Raw genomic sequence first — 17,262 nt, forward strand, 5'->3', positions numbered from 1 at the left:
CCTCGCCACGCGCGATCCAGACGGAGGAACCCGTGAACAAACAAGGCCTGACACCGGTTCCAAGCTATTATCTCTATGGCGACGCCCAGCAAGACGTTGATCTCGATACGATTCACGTCGAGCCTGTTCGCGAGCGCTCGTTGCGGCATGATTGGATTATTCATCCACATGTGCACCCCGACCACGCCCAGATCCTGTGGCTGACCGATGGTGGCGCGACCTTTTTGATCGAGGGGGAGGAGTTCGTCGCCGAGCCCGGCACGCTGGTGGTTCAGCCCGCCGGCGCGGTGCATGAAATCCGCTTCCGGCCCGGCACCGAGGGGCGGGTCGTCACCGCGGCGGTCACCTTCGTAGAGGCCGTGGCGCGCGACGACCCGAGGCTCGTCGACATCACCCGCCATGCCGGTGCCTATCCGATCCGGCCCGATGGCCCCTGTGCCGAGGCGGTGCCCCATGCGTTCGAGCAGCTTCTCGCCGAGTCGCGCTGGGACGCGACCGGGCGGCGGATGGCGATCCGGGCGCAGTTTCTGTCCGTTCTCGTCTCGCTCTTGCGGGTGAGCGAGAACCGTGCAGGCGCGGGAGGCGCCCACCGCGACCGCAACTTCGAACTGGTCACACGCTATCGAAACCTGCTCGAGAACCACTTCCGCACACAGAAATCGCTCGCGTTCTATGCCCGTGAACTCGGTATCTCGGCGCAGCGCCTGAATGCCGCCTGCAAGGCCCGCGCCGGACGGACGGCCTCCGAAGTGCTGCATGATCGTATCCTCGTCGAGGCCAAGCGGTGCCTGCTCTACTCCGAGATGACCGTGGCCGAGATCGGCCATTCCATCGGTTACGACGATCCGGCCTATTTCAACCGTTTCTTCTCCCAGCGCGTGGGAGCACCGCCGGGCAGCTACCGCCTCGACGCCGCGACCACCCGCCGCGTCGAAGGCTGACGGATCGTCCAACACTAATTCCCGATCGTCCATTTTCTTCCGCGCGCCCGCTTTGCAGGTTGCCATCGTCGGCGGTCGAGAGGAATTCGGCGTGTTGTTCGAGCTTCGCACTTATGATCTGAAACCGGGTAAGGCTCCGGCCTACCTTGATTTTTTCCGAACCGTGGGAGTCGGCCTGGTGACGCGTCACCTGCCGATGGCCGGCTACTGGATGGTTGAGAGCGGCCGGCTCAACCGGATCGAACACCTCTGGGTCTATGCCGATTTCGCCGAGCGCGAGGCGGCCCGCGCGGCCCTCGTGAAAGACCGGGACTGGATGGAGGGATTCGTGCCCGAAGCCTTTGCCGACGTGGTGCAGCAGTCCAACAGGTTTCTCGCACTGGAGGCGTCGTCGCCGGGGTTCGACGCGGTGGTGGCCGAAAGGCGCACGCTGCACCCGAACCAGCCTGCCGCAAGCGCCATGTTTGCCCAAGGGGTGCATGCCCTGACGATCTCGGCAAACCCCGTTCCGGGCGACCGCGTCGCCGCCTTCCGCGTGCTTTCGGGGGAGGTGCCGGGCGCGCGAGTGACCCTGTCCGAGGGCGCCTTCGAGGCGCTGGCTTCCAGCAATGATGGCGTGCTGACCCATGAGCTTCTGCGCCCCCTCAGCCTCTCGCCGTTGCGCTGAGAGACGGCACATCGAAGGAAAGTGAGATGGATTTCGAGATAACCCACGAACAGCGGATGTTGGTCGAAACCGTGCGCGGTTTCATCAAGGACGAGCTTGCGCCGCTGGAACAGGAGATTGAGGAAACCGGCCAGCTGCCGGATGAAATCGCCCGCTCGATCTTCGAGAAATCCCGCGCGCTCGGGCTCTACGGGATGAACATTCCCGAAGAGTTCGGCGGCGGAGGGCTCTCGGCGTTGGAAACCATGATGGTCGAGGAACAATTCGGCCACACCACCGATATCCTGATCCGCCGCGCCTTCGGCAATGTCTACGAAGTGCTGCTGTCCTGCGAAGGGCCGCAAGTCGAGCGCTGGCTGCTGCCTTCGGTGCGCGGCGACCGGGTCTGTTCGATCGCCTTCACCGAGCCCGGTGCCGGCTCGGACGCGGCGGGGATCAGAACCCGCGCCGAACGCAAGGGCGACAAGTGGGTGCTGAACGGCATGAAGCACTACATCTCCGACGGGGCTTTTGCCGATTTCTTCGTCGTCACCGCCGTCACCGACCCGGCGAAGGGCCATCGCGGCATCTCGATGTTCCTGCTCGACAAGGGCACACCCGGGTTCAACATCGGGCGCGACCAGCCGATGATGGGCCTGCGCGGCACCTCGCACCTCGATCTGCACTTCGATGATGTCGAATTGACCGATGAGAATCTGCTCGGCACCGAGGGCGAGGGGCTGAAACTGGCGCTGTCTGTTCTTGGCCGGGTGCGGCTGGCGCAGGTGGCCGCCCGCTCGATCGGCAAGGCGACGAAGGTTCTCCAGATGACGCTCGACTATGCCCGCGAGCGGGTGCAGTTCGGCCAGCCGATCGGCGAGTTCCAGATGGTGCAGCAGATGCTGGCCGATTCCGCCATGGAAATCAGCGCCGCGCGCAGCGCGCTGTGGCAGTGTGCATGGGAAATCGACGCAGGGCTCGACCCGCGCGCGCGCATCTCGGTGCTCAAGGTGCAGGGCTCCGAAACCCTCGGTCGCGTGGTCGACCGCGCGGTGCAGATCTTCGGCGGCATGGGCTATTCAAAAGACCTGCCCATCGAGCGCTATTACCGCGACGCCCGGATCTACCGCATCTTCGACGGCGCCAGCGAGATCCACCGTGGCGTGATCGCCAAGTCCCTTCTCAAGGGCGGCGCTCAGCTTTTCGACCCGTGGGGAGCCTGATGCGCGACAAGTTCATGTCGGCCGCCGAGGCCGTTGCCCTCGTGGAAGATGGCGCGACCGTATCGATCACCGGCGGCGGCGGCGGCCTGTGTGAGGCGATGCTGCTGCAGGAGGAGATCGAGAAGCGCTTTCTCGAAACCGGGCATCCGCGCCGCCTGACTCTCGTTCACGCCCTCGGTATCGGCAACCGGCAGGGCACCGGGGTGGGGCGGTTCGCACATCCGGGGATGGTGCGCAAGGTGATCGGCGGGCACTGGGTCTGGTCGCCGAAGATGCAGGAAATGGCGGCGAAAAACGAGATCGAGGCCCATGTTCTGCCCGGCGGCGTGGCGATGCAGCTGATGCGCGAGATTGCGGCCGGCAGGCCCGGGCTGATCACCCACGTCGGCCTCGGCACGTTCATCGACCCGCGCATCGACGGCGGGCGCATGAACGAGGCGGCGCGTGATCCGCTCTGCGAGGTGATCGAGATCGACGGGCGCGAATACCTGCGCTATCTCCCTTTCCCGATCCACGCCTGCCTGCTCAAGGGCTCCATCGCCGACGACGAGGGGAATATCTCGCTCGACGAGGAGCCCGCCAACGTCGACACCTACGCCATCGCCGCCGCCGTGCACAATTCCGGTGGCAAGGTGATCTTCCAGGTTCGTCAGCGGGTAGAGGCCGGGGAACTGGGCGCCCGGCAGGTGCGCATCCCCGGCGCCATCGTCGATGCCATCGTTGTCGACCCCGACCAGGCGCAAGGCTACGAGATCGGCTACGATCCCTCGATCTCGGGGCAGGCCCGCGTGCCGCTCGAGCCGCCGCATGATCCGGGGTTCAACCCGCGCCGGATCATCGCCAACCGCGCCCGGCTGGAGCTGCGCGAGGGCGCGATCGTCAATTTCGGGTATGGCATTCCCGACGAGATCGCCACGATCCTCGCGGCCCGGGGCGAGAGCCATCTCTATTACCAGACCATCGAACACGGCACCTATGGCGGGCAGTTGCTCACCGGAACGCTGTTCGGCTACGCCCGAAACGCCAGTTGCATGATCGACGGGCCGTCGCAGTTCGATTTCTACGCCGGTGGCGGGCTCGACATCGCCTTTCTCGGCTTCGGCCAGATCGACGCATTGGGCAACGTGAACGCCTCCAGGCTCGGCGGGCTGCCGGTGGGGCCGGGCGGCTTCATCGACATCGCCCAGAATGCGCGCAAGGTCGTCTTCGTCGGCACCTTCGATGCCAAGGGCGCCGACATCGCCTCGGGCGACGGGCGGCTCATGATCCGGCAACACGGGGCGGTGAAAAAATTCGTGGCGCGCGTCGACCAGATCACCTTCTCGGGCCAACAGGCTTTGCGGCAGGGGCAGGAGGTGCTCTACGTCACCGAGCGCGCCGTGTTCCGGCTGACCGAGCGCGGGCTGGCGCTGATCGAGACGGCTCCGGGAACGCATCTCGAGCAGGACATCCTTTCTCAGATGGCCTTCGCCCCGCAAATCGAGACGCCAACAGCCATGCCGGAAGGGTGTTTCATGGCCTGATGAAACGCGCGCGGGGTGCCGATACCCCGCGCACGCGATCACGCTCCGCCTTGCCCGGCAAGCAGGCTGGCATTGCCACCCGCCGCGGTCGTGTCGACGCACAGATGCCGTTCGTGAAGCACGTGGCCATTATCCGGAAGGCCGGTGACGAGCGGAATGATCGGCCCCGCCCGGTCGGCGAGCGCCTGCGCATAGGCGCGGGCGGTATAGTCGTCGCCCCACCACAATACGGCACCGTATGGCGCCAGCCCGCCGAGCGCATCGGGCGCCAGTGTTCCGGTCACGGCAATGGCCTTCCCGCCAAGCGCCTCGACGGCCGCCACCTGCGCCGTGCAGGCGGCCTCGCCGGGCCCGAGGCAAAGCACGGGCGGGCGGGGCAGCGTGTTCAACCGGTTGAGCTCGCCCGTAGGCCCCGGCATGAGGCGCGAGTTCACCAGCTGCGGCGGTTCCGCCGTTGCAAGCGCGGCCGTGATCCCGGCGGGATCGGCTGGCGCGCCCGCAGCCACGTTGTGGCGCGGGGCCTCGGCCCGGGTGAAGCGCGCGAGGTAATGCGGCCCGCCCGCCTTGGGGCCGGTGCCCGAAAGCCCCTCGCCGCCGAAGGGCTGCGAGCCGACGATGGCGCCGATCTGGTTGCGGTTGGCGTAGATATTGCCCGCATGGACCGCGTCGGCGATGGTCTGCACCCGGTCGTCGATCCGGGTGTGCAGCCCGAAGGTAAGCCCGTAGCCGGTGGCGTTCACGTCCGCGATCACCTTCCCGAGGTCGCGCGATTTGAAGGTGGCCAGATGCAGCACCGGGCCGAAAACCTCGCGTTCGAGATCGGCGATCCCGTCCACGGCGATCAGCGCCGGGGCCACGAAATTGCCGGCCCCGGGCGTGGTGAGACGGTGGATCAGCCGCCCCTCCGCCTCGGCGTTTTCGACATACCCCGCGATATCATCGCGCGCTTCGGCGGTGATGACCGGGCCGACATCGGTGGAAAGCGCCCAGGGGTCGCCGAGGGCAAGCTCATCCATGGCGCCGATCAGCATCGTGCGGATCGTCGGGGCGATGTCTTCCTGCACGTAAAGGCAGCGCAGGGCCGAGCAGCGTTGCCCGGCCGACTGGAAAGCGGAGGCGACGATATCGCGCACCGCCTGTTCGGGCAGGGCGGTGCTGTCGACGATCATGGCGTTTAGCCCGCCGGTTTCGGCGATCAGCGGCGTGCCGGGCTCAAGGTTTTCCGCCATGGCGCGCTGGATGCGGCGGGCGGTGGCGGTGGAGCCGGTAAAGGCCACCCCGTTCACCCGCGGGTCGGAGGTGAGGGCCGCGCCAACCACGCTGCCGTCGCCCGGCAGAAGCTGCAGCGCATCGGACGGCACGCCCGCCGCATGCATCTGGTGCACACCCCAGGCGGCGATCGCGGGGGTGGTTTCGGCCGGCTTGGCCAGAACCGCGTTGCCGGTGGCGAGCGCGGCGGCGATCTGCCCGCTGAAGATCGCGAGCGGAAAGTTCCAGGGGCTGATGCAGGTGAAGATGCCCCGCGCGGGTGCCGTCTGCCGTTCGGCCTCGCCCGCGTAGTAGCGCAGGAAATCCACCGCCTCGCGCAGTTCGCCCACTGCGTCGGCCAGGGTTTTTCCGGCCTCGGTGGCAAGCAGCGCGAACAATTCGCCGAAATTCTCCTCGTAGAGATCTGCGGCCCGGCGCAGCACCGCCGCGCGTTCCGACACCGGCGCATTCCAGGCCCGCGCCGCCGACAGGGCGGTTTCCACGTCCGCCTCGCTCGCTTTCACCACCTTGCCGATCTCCGCGCCCGTGGCCGGGTTGCGCGCGGTCTCGGGCTCCATGCCCTCGACCGAGCCGGCGATGATTGGCCCCACTTCCCACTTGCCCGGCGCCCGGCGCTCGGCCGCGATTTCGGCAAGCGTTGTGACATCGTTCAGGTCGAACCCCAGCGAGTTTCTCCGGTCGGGCGCATAAAGCTCCGGACCCTTGCGGATTTCCGGCTCGAACCGCCCCGGCGCGGCCTCGAGCGCGGCGAAGGGGCAGGCGGCCACGTCGCGCGCGGGCACCGCTTTGTCGACGATCTGGTTGACGAAGGAGGAGTTCGCCCCGTTCTCCAGCAGCCGCCGCACGAGGTAGGCGAGCAGATCACGGTGCGCGCCGACCGGGGCGTAGATCCGGCAGCGCGCATCGGTTTCGGCGCGGACGATGTCGTACAGCCCCTCGCCCATGCCGTGCAGGCGCTGAAACTCGAAACGCGATCGGTCCAGCCCGTCGGCCATGTCGAGCACGGCGGCCACGGTATGCGCGTTGTGGGTGGCGAGCTGCGGATAGATCCGGTCGGTCATCCCCAGGAGCTTGCGCGCGCCCGCGAGATAGCTCACATCCGTTGCCGCCTTGCGCGTGAAAACCGGGAAATCCGTGAGCCCCTCGACCTGCGCGTGCTTGATCTCGGTATCCCAGTAGGCCCCCTTCACGAGGCGCACCATGATCCGCCGGTCCAGCCGCGTGGCGATCTCGTGCAGCCCGTCGATCACGTCGCCCGCGCGCCGCCCGTAGGCCTGCACCACGACGCCGAACCCGTCCCATCCGGCCAACTCCGGGTCGGCCAGAACCGCCTCGATGACCTTGAGCGAGATCCCCAGCCGGTCGGCCTCCTCGGCGTCGATGTTGAGGCCAATGCCGGCGCGCGCCGCCTGCCGGGCAAGGTCGCGCAGCACCGGCACGAGCTCGGCCATCACCCGCTCCGTCTTGGCAACCTCGTAGCGCGGATGAAGCGCCGAGAGCTTGACCGAGATACCGGGATTGGCGGCGATCTCGCCCGGCGAGCAGGCCGCCGCGATGGCCTTGATCGCCTGCGCATAGGCGCGGGCATAGCGCGCCGCGTCGGCGGCCGTCATCGCCGCCTCGCCGAGCATGTCGTAGGAATAGGTGAAGCCTTCGACCTCCTTGCCCCGGGCGCGCTTCATCGCCGCCCCGATGGTCTCGCCCAGCACGAACTGGCGGCCCATCTCGCGCATCGCGCGGCCCACGGCGGTGCGGATCACCGGCTCGCCGAGGCGGCGGATCATGCCGCGCAAGGTGCCCGCGATGCCCGGATCGGCCTCGTCGAGCACCTTGCCGGTGAGCAGGAGGCCCCATGTCGAGGCATTGACCAGGGGCGAGGCGGATTGGCCGATATGCTTCGACCAGTCCGACGGCGCGATCTTGTCTTCGATCAGCGCGTCGATGGTGTCGGCGTCAGGCACCCGGAGCAGCGCCTCGGCAAGGCACATCAGCGCCACGCCCTCTTCGGTGGACAGCCCGTATTCACCGAGGAAAACATCCATCAGCCCTGGCCGTGCATCGTTCCGGATGCGCTCCACCAGCGCGGCGGCGCGGGTGACGATCCGTTCGCGCGCGGGCGCATCGAGCGCGGCGGTGCCGATCAATTCGGCCAGAAGCTCCGCCTCGTCGCGGCGCTTGTTTTCGTCCCAACGGGAATCGATGTCGATCATCGTCCTGCCTCCATGCATTTGTGACATGATATTTCAGCGTTGACGTGACATCCGTCCATTTTTCGGGAATGAATAGGCGATCCGACCAAAATTCGCGGCAATAGCGAGATAATGGCATGACCAATCCCCCCACCCCGAAGCTCGACCGGATCGACCGGGCGATCCTCAACGAGCTGGCCCGCAATGCCCGTATCCCGATGACGGAACTCGGCCAGAAGGTGGGGCTTTCCAAAACCCCGGTGGCGGCGCGGGTGAAACGGCTGGAGGCGGAAGGGGTGATCACCGGCTACCGCGCCGAGCTTTCGGCTCGAAAACTCGGAATGGAACACGTCGCCTTTCTCGAGGTGCGGCTGTCGGACACCCGGGAGGATTCGCTCGCCGCCTTCAACAAGGCGGTGCGCGAGATCGCGGAGGTCGAGGAATGCCACCTGATCGCCGGCGGGTTCGACTACCTGGTGAAGGTGCGCACCCGCGATATCACCGAGTATCGCCGGGTGTTGAGCGAAAGCATCTCGCGACTGCCCAAGGTGGCCTCGACCTCCACCTTCGTCTCTATGGAAAGCGTGCGCGACCGGGGCGTGGCGCAGATCTGACAACCCGCCCGGCGTGGCCATCACCCCGGGGTGTGCAACGCCTTCGAGACTTCCTGTTCGCCCTCGGTGAGCAGGAAATCGAGAAACCGTTCCGCGGCATTGGACAGCCGCTTGCCCTTGCGGTGCACCGCGTACCAGCGCCGCCGCATCGGAAAGCCCTGCACGTCGAGCACGGCAAGCTCGCCGGTGGCGAGTTCGTGACGCAGGGTGTGCAGCGAGAGCGAGGCGATGCCGAGGCCGGAGACCACGCCCTGCTTGATCGCCTCGCTGTCGTCGAACTCCATGTGCGTGCGCAGGGTCACCCCCGCCGCGGCGCACAGCCGTTCCACCGCCAGCCGCGTGCCCGAGCCGGGCTCGCGCCGCAGCAGATCCTGCTGCGCGATCCGGGCGAGCGGGATCGCCTTCTGGCCGACCAGCGGGTGATCGGGCCGGGCCACGAAGGCGATGACGTTTTCAAGGAAAGGCTCGGCGATCACGGTTTGCGCTTCCTCTTCGGGCAGGCGACCGATGATGTAGAGATCGTCGGCATTCGCGCCCATCCGCGCGAGCAGCGTTTCGCGGTTGGTGATCTGCAGCCTGGGCTCGACCTTCGGGAAGCGGCGTTTGAAGCTGCCCAGGAGCTGCGGCATGAAATACTTGGCGGTCGAGACGACTGCGACAGACAGTCGCCCTCCAACCTCCCGGTCGAGATCTTCGAGCCCGGCTTCCATCTCGGTGAGCCGGGCGAGGATTTCGCGCGCGGCCGCGGCGACGACCTCGCCGGCCCGCGTGAGATGCAGCGTCCTGCCCACCTGCTCGGTCAGCGGCATCCCGATTTTCTCTTCCAGGGTGCGCACTTGCATGGAAACCGAAGGCTGGGTCAGGTGCACTTCCTCGGCCGCTCGCGTGATCGAATGGTGCCGTGCCACGGCTTCGAGAAGCCGGAGCTGCTGGATCGTGGGGGTGATGATGGGCTTGCTCATATGTTATAAACTCTATGCGTGGCATAAAAAAAATTTAGTGTTCTCTATCCGAGTGGTCAACTACGAGTCGCTCAGGCCCCATCGGTTGGGCCATTTGATGCGATAGGGAGGCATACGACCGCGATGGCGAAGACATACAACGCCGGGGTGAAGGATTATCGGGAAACCTACTGGATGCCCGATTACACCCCGCTCGACACCGATTTTCTGGCCTGTTTCAAGGTGATCCCGCAGGAGGGTGTGCCGCGCGAGGAAGCTGCCGCCGCCGTTGCCGCGGAGAGTTCCACCGGCACCTGGACGACGGTCTGGACCGACCTTCTGACCGATCTCGACTATTACAAGGGCCGGGCCTACGCCATCGAGGACGTGCCGGGCAATGACGAAGCCTTCTATGCCTTCATCGCCTACCCGATCGACCTGTTCGAAGAAGGCTCCGTGGTCAACATCCTCACCTCGCTGGTCGGCAACGTGTTCGGCTTCAAGGCCGTGCGCGCGCTGCGCCTCGAAGACGTGCGGGTGCCGATCGCCTACGTCAAGACCTGTGGCGGCCCGCCGAACGGCATCCAGGTCGAGCGCGACAAGATGAACAAGTACGGCCGCCCGATGCTTGGCTGCACCATCAAGCCGAAGCTCGGCCTCTCGGCCAAGAACTACGGCCGTGCCGTCTACGAGGTGCTGCGCGGCGGTCTCGACTTCGCCAAGGACGACGAGAACGTCAACTCGCAGCCGTTCATGCGCTGGCGCGACCGTTACGACTACGTGATGGAAGCGATCCAGAAGGCCGAAGCCGAAACCGGTGAGAAGAAGGGTTCGTACCTGAACGTCACCGCGCCGACGCCGGAAGAGATGTACAAGCGGGCCGAATACGCCAAGGAACTCGGCGCGCCGATCATCATGCACGACTACCTGACCGCCGGTTTCACCGCCAACACGGGTCTGGCCAACTGGTGCCGCGACAACGGCATGCTGCTGCACATCCACCGCGCCATGCACGCCGTCATCGACCGCAACCCGAACCACGGCATCCACTTCCGGGTGCTCACCAAGATGCTGCGCCTTTCGGGTGGCGATCACCTGCACTCGGGCACCGTCGTCGGCAAGCTCGAAGGCGACCGCGAGGCGACGCTGGGCTGGATCGACATCATGCGCGACAGCTTCATCAAGGAAGACCGCTCGCGCGGCATCATGTTCGACCAGGACTGGGGCTCGATGCCGGGTGTCTTCCCGGTGGCCTCGGGCGGCATCCACGTCTGGCACATGCCGGCGCTGGTCTCGATCTTCGGCGACGACTCGGTGCTTCAGTTCGGCGGCGGCACGCTCGGCCACCCCTGGGGCAACGCCGCCGGCGCGGCCGCCAACCGTGTGGCGCTGGAAGCCTGTGTCCAGGCCCGCAACGAGGGCCGCGAGCTGGAGAAGGAAGGCAAGGACATTCTCACCAATGCCGCCAAGTCTTCGCCCGAACTCGCGACCGCGATGGAAACCTGGAAAGAGATCAAGTTCGAGTTCGACACCGTCGACAAGCTGGACACCCAGCACCGCTGATCTCCGCGCCACCGATTGGCCCCGGGCGGCACGCCCCGGGGTCGCACATCCAGACATATCAAGGGAGCCAAACCATGGCCGACATGCAGGACTACAAGTCGTCGCTTTCCGACGTCACCAGCCGCAAGTTCGAAACCTTCTCCTATCTGCCGGAGATGACCACCGAACAGACCCGCAAGCAGGTGGAATATATCGTCTCGAAGGGCTGGAACCCGGCCGTCGAGCACACCGAACCGGAAAACGCGACTAGCAGCTACTGGTACATGTGGAAACTGCCGATGTTCGGCGAAACCGATGTCGATGTCATCCTCGGCGAGGCCGAGGCCTGCCACAAGGCGCACCCGAACAACCACGTGCGCCTCGTCGGTTACGACAACTACGCCCAGTCGAAGGGCGCCGAGATGGTCGTCTACCGCGGCAAACCGGTCTGATCCGGATCTCCCCGGCCCGCCGCTACGACGGGCCGGGGATCACAGGGGAGGAAGTCATGAACCAGCACGACACCGATCAGTTCAAGGTCAAGGCGGAGCCATTCTACAGGGTCGTCGCCGGCGAGGATGAACTCTACGAGGCGGCCTATGCCCGGCGCATGCCGGTGATGCTGAAGGGCCCCACGGGCTGCGGCAAGTCGCGCTTCGTCGAATACATGGCATGGAAGCTGGGCCGCCCGCTGATCACCGTGGCCTGCAACGAAGACATGACCGCCTCCGACCTCGTCGGCCGCTTCCTGCTCGACAAGGACGGTACCAAGTGGCAGGACGGCCCGCTCACGATGGCGGCCCGGATCGGCGCGATCTGCTATCTCGACGAGATCGTCGAGGCCCGGCAGGACACCACCGTGGTGATCCACCCGATCACCGACCACCGCCGCCAGCTGCCGCTCGACAAGAAGGGCGAGCTGGTCGATGCCCATCCCGATTTCCAGCTCGTGATCTCGTATAACCCGGGCTACCAGAGCCTGATGAAGGATCTCAAGCAATCGACCAAGCAGCGTTTCGCGGCGCTCGACTTCGACTACCCGGAGGCGGCGATCGAGGCCGATATCGTCGCCCGCGAAGCCGGGGTCGACGGCGAGACGGCGAAGAAGCTCGTCCAGATTGCGCACCGCACCCGCAACCTCAAGGGCCACGGGCTGGACGAGGGGATCTCGACGCGCCTGCTCGTCTACGCAGGCCAGATGATTGCCGAGGGTGTCGATCCGGTGGCGGCCTGCCAGATGACGCTGGTCACCCCGCTCACCGACGATCCCGACATGCGCCAGACGCTGCAGGCGGCGGTGGAGACCTTCTTCGTGTGAAGGGGTAGGTGCGTCCGCGTGGGCGCGCCCGATGGCACCGCGCGGCGCCGTCCCCACGTCTGCAACCCGCGAGGAACACCCGATGACGATCGACCTCGAAGACTACCGCGTCTGCTTCGCCAAGGCCCCGCCCGAGATGTTCGACACGCTCGAGGCGACCTTCCACGAGGCGGCCCGGGTGATGTCACCCGCGGGGCTTGCCGACTACATGGAAGGAGCCAAGGGCCTTTGCAGCCTCGGGCGCGGCTATGATCTCGTGCTGGCATGGCTCGAAAACATGCCCGCCGTGGTCAAGGAATGCGGCGAGGACGTGATCCGCGATTGCCTCGGCGCGGCGATGAAGCTCAGCTCGATGACCAGCGGCGAGGTGATCGCGCTCCTGTTCTCCAGCCTGCCCACCGCCGCACGGCGGCTGGGCGATCCGGAGCTTCTGCGCGGCTACCTGAACCTCATCCACCAGCTTTCGGCCAAGGCCAGCCGGGGCCTGCGCCCCATGCTCTCGCACATTGACGAGTTGCTGTCGAAGCTCACCCTCTCGGGCCTGCGCCGCTGGGCCAATTTCGGCGCCGATGCCTACAAGCGCGACCTTGCGGGGCTCACGCGCTACTTCTCGCTGGAAAGCGCCGACGCGCGCAAGATGCTCCAGCAGGAGCGCCGCGGCACGCTGTTCATCGACACCCAGCGCAAGCTCAACTTCTACTTGCGCGCGCTCTGGGGGCGCGATTTCTTCTTGCGCCCGACGGTCGCCGATTACGAGGGCTTCCGCCCCTATATCGAGCACCACGTCATGCACCTGCCCGACGCGCTCGACGATATCGCCGGCATCCCGGGTCTTGAGCTGTACCGCGCGATGACGGCGCACCAGGCCGCGCACATGCAATACACCACCGCGCCGATCTCGGCCGAGCAACTCAGCCCGGCGCAGATGTTCTGCATCGGGCTGGTGGAAGATGCCCGCGTCGAATGGCGCGCGGCGCGCGATTTTCCCGGCCTCGCCAAGCTCTGGGGGCGGCTCCACTCGATTGAACATCAAAGCCCCGTTGAGCATCCCACGGTCGAGGCGCTGGAGCAGTTCGCCCACCTGCTACTCGACCCGGAGGCGCTGACCGGCAACCCCGAGCTCGACACGCTGGGCGCGAAGTTCCACGCCGAGATCGAGGCGCGGGCGGGCGACAACAGCTTGTCGTGGCACATCGGGATGGAGCTTTTCCACGTCTTCGCCGCCCAGCGCGACGTGCCCTCCCTGCGTATCCTCAACAGCATCCGCATCCCCTACCGCGACGATAACCGCTTCGTCTGGGAGTTCGAGGAGTTCGACTGGGACAGCCACGGTGCCGAATACATTCCCGCGAGCCAGCGGCAGGTGCGCAAATACGTGAGCGTGATGGAGATGGCCCACGAAGTCGACGCCGAGCTTGCCGGTGACGACGCGCAGGAAGTCTGGATCTGTGAAGACAATTTCATGCCCTACGAGGACGCCGGCGAGGCCACGGTGAGCTTCAACGACATGTGGGGCAAGGAGCCGATCTCGGCGCCATTCCACTACCACGAATGGGATTACCAGGTGCAGTTGTTCCGGCCTGACTGGGCCACGGTCTACGAGCGCCGGGTGAACCGGGGCGACCCGGAGCAGATCGACGAGATCCTTGCCGAGCACAAGCCGATCGCCCACCGCATCCGCCAGATCATCGACATGCTGAGCCCGGCCGGCGTGCAAAGGGTGCGCAACATGGAAGACGGCGACGAGATCGACCTCAACGCGGCGGTGGACGCGATGATCTCGATCCGCATGGGCGAGCAGCCCAACCCCCGCATCACCATGCGCAACGTGATCAAGACGCGCGATCTCGCGGTCACCGTGCTGCTCGACCTGTCGGAAAGCACCAACGATCAGGCGGGCGACGACGAGGGCAAGACGGTGCTCGATCTCACCCGCGAGGCCGCCACGCTTGTGGCCACTGCGATCAATGGTATTGGCGACCCCTTCGCGGTGCACGGCTTCGCCTCCGACGGGCGGCACGACGTGCATTATTACAAGTTCAAGGACTTCGCCCAACGCTTCGACGAAGAGGCCCGCGCGCGGCTCGCCGGCATGAAGGGCGGGCTTTCGACCCGCATGGGCGCGGCGCTGCGCCATGCCGGGGCGGGGCTTCTCAAGCAGCCCGAGCGGCGCAAGCTGATCCTGCTGGTGACCGACGGCGCCCCCGCCGATATCGACGAGCGCGATCCCCAGCACCTGCGACATGACACCCGCAAAGCCGTCGAGGAACTTTACGCCAAGGGGGTTTTCACCTATTGCCTGACCTTGGATCCGAACGCGGATGCTTACGTCAAACGCATTTTCGGAGAGAACAACTACACCATCGTCGATCACGTGAGCCGCCTGCCCGAAAAGCTGCCCACGCTGTTCGCGAGCCTCACCAGCTAGGGGAAGGCCATGCAGAAATCGAAGCGCTACGTCGGGATCGACAACGACATGAACGGTGGCATGACCGATACCGGGAAGATCATCCGCGACGCCTGGGTGTTCGAACTCATTCCCGAGACGGAAACCTGCGAAGGCTGGCTGGCGCACGGGATCGAGGGCCTTTGGGAAAAGGTCAACGCCGAGTGGGAGAAATACGGCTTCCGCGTCGGCGGCATGCCGCCCGAGATGCAGGAGCGCTACATGCGCATCCAGGCGGATGCGATGGAGCGGGCCAAGGCGGCGGGCTGGAGCGGCGCGAAAGAGCTTCTGGGCGACGAGTGAACGCCCTCAGCGGCGCGTCGGCGCGGTTTCGATCCTGGCCCAGATCTCGGCAATATCGGCATCGCTGACGTCGAGGTGAAATTCGTCTCGCAGCACGTCCGCGAACTCCACAGGGGTTTCGATCACCCGGGTTTCCGTGTCCGGCGGCATTCCCAGCGTGAGGGCGCGGTTGAACATCGCGCGCCGCCCGTCTGCCCCGTGCAGCGCCAGCATCAGGTTGGCGGTAAAGGGCGCGCGTTCCCAACGGGCGCAGAGGAAGTTGGCGGCCTCGAGGTCGATCTCCCGCGCCGAGAGGCCATCAAAGCCGTAGAGCGAAATCCAACCATCGCCCGCGTCGCGCTCCAGCACCGTTTCCGCCGCCGCTTCGTCGCGCACCACGCGGTAGGTGCCGTTCGGCAGGGTTTGCGGGGCGGGATCGTCGAGCGCGACCGGGTGCAGCGCGCCGTGGCCGCCAAAGCCGGTGTCGGCGAGCCAGCGCGCGCCTTCGATCACCACCTCGAAAGCCTGATGGGTGCGCGCGCCGCCTTCCGCCGCGCCGTTGCGCACCCGCGCGAGCAGCGGGCGCGGGGCGTAACCGAGCCGCTCCAGCGCGCGCCCGAACAGGGCGTTGTGCTCGAAGCAATAGCCGCCGCGCGCGCGGGCCAAGAGCTTTTCGCTGAGCGAGGCCGGGTCGAGGCTCGGCACGCGGCCAAGGAGGGGATCGAGGTTTTCGAACGGGATCGTGCGCATGTGCGCTTCCTGCACGGCGCGCAGCCCGGCCAGCCCTTCCGGCACATCGGTGAGGCCGAGACGATCGAGATATGCGGTCAGCGCAAAGCTCATGGCGTGCTCAGAACAACGAGAAGTATTCCGCCTGCTCCCACTCCGAGAGCGTGGCGACGTAGCGGTCCCACTCGGCGCGTTTGAGCCGGGCGAGGTAATCGACGAACTCGTCGCCGAAAGTGGCGCGGAACATCTGTGAGCCCTCGAAGGCAGTGATCGCATCGAGCAGCGAGGTGGGCAGGCGCTCGGCGTCGGCGTCATAAGGGGTTTCGACCTTCGCGGGCGGGGTGAGCCCCTGCGAGATCCCCGACAACCCGCCCGCGATCTGCGTGGCGAAGAGGTAATAGGGGTTGGCGGCAGGCTCCGGCACGCGGTTCTCGATCCGGCTGGCCGCATCGCCCGGCTTCATCAGCGCCCGGACCATCGCGCCGCGATTGTCTTCGCCCCACTGGATGCGATCGGGGGCGAGCTGGAACGGCTGGTAACGCTTGTAGCCGTTCACCGTGGGCGTGGTGATCAGGCAGCTTTCGCGCGCGTGGGCCAGAAGCCCCGCGATCCATTGCCCGGCCACCGGCGTGAGCGCCCCCTCTGCCTCGGGCATGAACAGGTTGCGCCCCTCGGCGTTTACCAGCGACTGGTGGATGTGCCAGCCGCTGGCGGCGGCGTTCTCGACCTTGGGGCGGCACATGAAGGTGGCGTGCAGCCCCTCGCGGGCGCAGACTTCCTTCACCAGGGTGCGGAACATCACCATGTTGTCGGCATGCGCCATCGGGCTGGCCGGATCGAAGGTGAACTCGAACTGGCTCGGCCCCATCTCCACTTCCATCGAGCGCAGCGGCAGGCCCAGCTCGGCGGAGGCGCGGCGCAAGCGGTCCATCACCGGCTCGAGCCGGTCATAGAGCGTTTCGGTGAGAAACTGGTAGCCATGCGCCAGCGCGCGGGTTTCCGGCGCGCGGGCCGGCATGGTGGTGTCGCCATGAGCGAGGCGCGGGTCGTCGAGGTGGAAGACGTGGAACTCCACCTCCAGCCCCACCACGAGTTCCATCCCCCGGTCGGCAAGCTGACCCGTCGCGCGGCGCAGAACCTCGCGCGGGGCGAAGCCGATCGGCGCACCGGTGCGGAAATGCGCATCGCACATCAGCCAGGCCGAATGCGGTGACCAGGGCAGCGGGCGGAAGCTCGCCGGGTCCGGCACGAGCAGGATATCGCCCGCGCCGTCCATCGGCCCCGAACCGATACCGCTCTCCGCCGACCACACCGGGAAGGCGGTGCGGTGCGAGGTGTCCTTGAGCAGGAGCGTCGAGGGCGCGGCGAGCCCGTTGGCGAAGACCGAAACGAGCGCCTCGGCCACCACCGCCTTGCCGCGCAGCACCCCGTGCTGATCGGCGAAGACTACGCGCACGGTTTCGATCCCCTCCGCCCGCACCCGGGCGACGGCCTCGACGGCGGCGCGGGTCCAGTCGGCGTCGATCAGCCCCATGCGGGCCAGTTGTCCGGAGGCGATCCGGTCGTGGTCGGCTTGTGTCACGTGCATCATCCCAAGGC

General features: G+C 66.5%; 14 protein-coding genes. 10 read left to right on the forward strand and 4 right to left on the reverse strand.

Features of this window, described 5'->3' with window-relative positions:
* The first annotated feature begins 32 nt into the window (after positions 1–32).
* The 4 genes from IEW01_RS03630 to IEW01_RS03645 all read left to right on the forward strand — a co-directional run bounded on the left by IEW01_RS03630 (position 33) and on the right by IEW01_RS03645 (position 4,333).
* Entirely contained in the window at positions 33–941 is a 909-nt protein-coding gene (locus IEW01_RS03630; RefSeq protein ID WP_188526222.1) for a helix-turn-helix domain-containing protein, read from the forward strand.
* Between the two features lie 91 nt (positions 942–1,032).
* Positions 1,033–1,608: an NIPSNAP family protein gene (locus IEW01_RS03635; protein WP_229738104.1), complete on the forward strand. Its 576-nt coding sequence runs from the start codon at positions 1,033–1,035 to the stop codon at positions 1,606–1,608.
* 26 nt (positions 1,609–1,634) lie between these two features.
* Entirely contained in the window at positions 1,635–2,810 is a 1,176-nt protein-coding gene (locus IEW01_RS03640; RefSeq protein WP_188526224.1) for an acyl-CoA dehydrogenase family protein, read from the forward strand.
* Positions 2,810–4,333 carry an acyl CoA:acetate/3-ketoacid CoA transferase gene (locus IEW01_RS03645; RefSeq protein ID WP_188526225.1) on the forward strand — a complete coding sequence of 508 codons (1,524 nt, stop codon included), beginning with the start codon at positions 2,810–2,812 and terminating at the stop codon, positions 4,331–4,333. The genes IEW01_RS03640 and IEW01_RS03645 overlap by 1 nt, the downstream gene beginning before the upstream one ends.
* 38 nt (positions 4,334–4,371) lie before the next feature.
* Here the strand turns inward: IEW01_RS03645 and putA are convergent, their stop codons facing one another.
* Complete coding sequence (gene putA, locus IEW01_RS03650) at positions 4,372–7,812, reverse strand: bifunctional proline dehydrogenase/L-glutamate gamma-semialdehyde dehydrogenase PutA (protein WP_188526226.1); 3,441 nt, start codon at positions 7,810–7,812, stop codon at positions 4,372–4,374.
* A 116-nt stretch (positions 7,813–7,928) separates the two neighbouring features.
* On the opposite strand from putA, the gene IEW01_RS03655 reads away from it, so the two are divergent.
* Positions 7,929–8,405 carry an Lrp/AsnC family transcriptional regulator gene (locus tag IEW01_RS03655; RefSeq protein WP_188526227.1) on the forward strand — a complete coding sequence of 159 codons (477 nt, stop codon included), beginning with the start codon at positions 7,929–7,931 and terminating at the stop codon, positions 8,403–8,405.
* A gap of 20 nt (positions 8,406–8,425) precedes the next feature.
* Here the strand turns inward: IEW01_RS03655 and IEW01_RS03660 are convergent, their stop codons facing one another.
* Positions 8,426–9,367, reverse strand: a complete 942-nt coding sequence (locus IEW01_RS03660; protein WP_229738039.1) for a LysR family transcriptional regulator — start codon at positions 9,365–9,367, stop codon at positions 8,426–8,428.
* 123 nt (positions 9,368–9,490) lie between these two features.
* Between IEW01_RS03660 and IEW01_RS03665 the strand changes: the two genes are divergently transcribed.
* The 5 genes from IEW01_RS03665 to IEW01_RS03685 all read left to right on the forward strand — a co-directional run bounded on the left by IEW01_RS03665 (position 9,491) and on the right by IEW01_RS03685 (position 14,955).
* Complete coding sequence (locus tag IEW01_RS03665; RefSeq protein WP_188526228.1) at positions 9,491–10,909, forward strand: form I ribulose bisphosphate carboxylase large subunit; 1,419 nt, start codon at positions 9,491–9,493, stop codon at positions 10,907–10,909.
* A 74-nt stretch (positions 10,910–10,983) separates the two neighbouring features.
* Positions 10,984–11,340 carry a ribulose bisphosphate carboxylase small subunit gene (locus IEW01_RS03670; RefSeq protein WP_188526229.1) on the forward strand — a complete coding sequence of 119 codons (357 nt, stop codon included), beginning with the start codon at positions 10,984–10,986 and terminating at the stop codon, positions 11,338–11,340.
* A gap of 56 nt (positions 11,341–11,396) precedes the next feature.
* Complete coding sequence (locus IEW01_RS03675) at positions 11,397–12,206, forward strand: CbbQ/NirQ/NorQ/GpvN family protein (protein ID WP_188526230.1); 810 nt, start codon at positions 11,397–11,399, stop codon at positions 12,204–12,206.
* 82 nt (positions 12,207–12,288) lie between these two features.
* Positions 12,289–14,634: a nitric oxide reductase activation protein NorD gene (locus IEW01_RS03680; protein ID WP_188526231.1), complete on the forward strand. Its 2,346-nt coding sequence runs from the start codon at positions 12,289–12,291 to the stop codon at positions 14,632–14,634.
* Positions 14,635–14,643: 9 nt separating this feature from the next.
* Positions 14,644–14,955, forward strand: a complete 312-nt coding sequence (locus IEW01_RS03685; protein WP_188526232.1) for a hypothetical protein — start codon at positions 14,644–14,646, stop codon at positions 14,953–14,955.
* A gap of 6 nt (positions 14,956–14,961) precedes the next feature.
* On the opposite strand, the gene IEW01_RS03690 is transcribed toward IEW01_RS03685, so the two are convergent.
* Entirely contained in the window at positions 14,962–15,777 is an 816-nt protein-coding gene (locus tag IEW01_RS03690; protein ID WP_188526233.1) for an arylamine N-acetyltransferase family protein, read from the reverse strand.
* Between the two features lie 7 nt (positions 15,778–15,784).
* Positions 15,785–17,251 (reverse strand): glutamine synthetase family protein, encoded by a 1,467-nt coding sequence (locus IEW01_RS03695; protein ID WP_188526667.1) that lies wholly within the window; start codon positions 17,249–17,251, stop codon positions 15,785–15,787.
* Positions 17,252–17,262: the final 11 nt, after the last annotated feature.

This window comes from Sinisalibacter lacisalsi, assembly GCF_014640115.1.
Classification (GTDB): Bacteria; Pseudomonadota; Alphaproteobacteria; order Rhodobacterales; family Rhodobacteraceae; genus Sinisalibacter; species Sinisalibacter lacisalsi.

Excerpts from the sequence above, each read along its gene's own strand:
- IEW01_RS03665 (WP_188526228.1), top strand. The coding sequence starts at position 9,491 with ATGGCGAAGACATACAACGCCGGGGTGAAGGATTATCGGGAAACCTAC.
- IEW01_RS03690 (WP_188526233.1), bottom strand. The coding sequence starts at position 15,777 with ATGAGCTTTGCGCTGACCGCATATCTCGATCGTCTCGGCCTCACCGAT.
- IEW01_RS03675 (WP_188526230.1), top strand. The coding sequence starts at position 11,397 with ATGAACCAGCACGACACCGATCAGTTCAAGGTCAAGGCGGAGCCATTC.
- IEW01_RS03655 (WP_188526227.1), top strand. The coding sequence starts at position 7,929 with ATGACCAATCCCCCCACCCCGAAGCTCGACCGGATCGACCGGGCGATC.
- IEW01_RS03685 (WP_188526232.1), top strand. The coding sequence starts at position 14,644 with ATGCAGAAATCGAAGCGCTACGTCGGGATCGACAACGACATGAACGGT.
- IEW01_RS03640 (WP_188526224.1), top strand. The coding sequence starts at position 1,635 with ATGGATTTCGAGATAACCCACGAACAGCGGATGTTGGTCGAAACCGTG.
- IEW01_RS03695 (WP_188526667.1), bottom strand. The coding sequence starts at position 17,251 with ATGCACGTGACACAAGCCGACCACGACCGGATCGCCTCCGGACAACTG.
- putA (WP_188526226.1), bottom strand. The coding sequence starts at position 7,812 with ATGATCGACATCGATTCCCGTTGGGACGAAAACAAGCGCCGCGACGAG.
- IEW01_RS03645 (WP_188526225.1), top strand. The coding sequence starts at position 2,810 with ATGCGCGACAAGTTCATGTCGGCCGCCGAGGCCGTTGCCCTCGTGGAA.
- IEW01_RS03660 (WP_229738039.1), bottom strand. The coding sequence starts at position 9,367 with ATGAGCAAGCCCATCATCACCCCCACGATCCAGCAGCTCCGGCTTCTC.
- IEW01_RS03680 (WP_188526231.1), top strand. The coding sequence starts at position 12,289 with ATGACGATCGACCTCGAAGACTACCGCGTCTGCTTCGCCAAGGCCCCG.
- IEW01_RS03670 (WP_188526229.1), top strand. The coding sequence starts at position 10,984 with ATGGCCGACATGCAGGACTACAAGTCGTCGCTTTCCGACGTCACCAGC.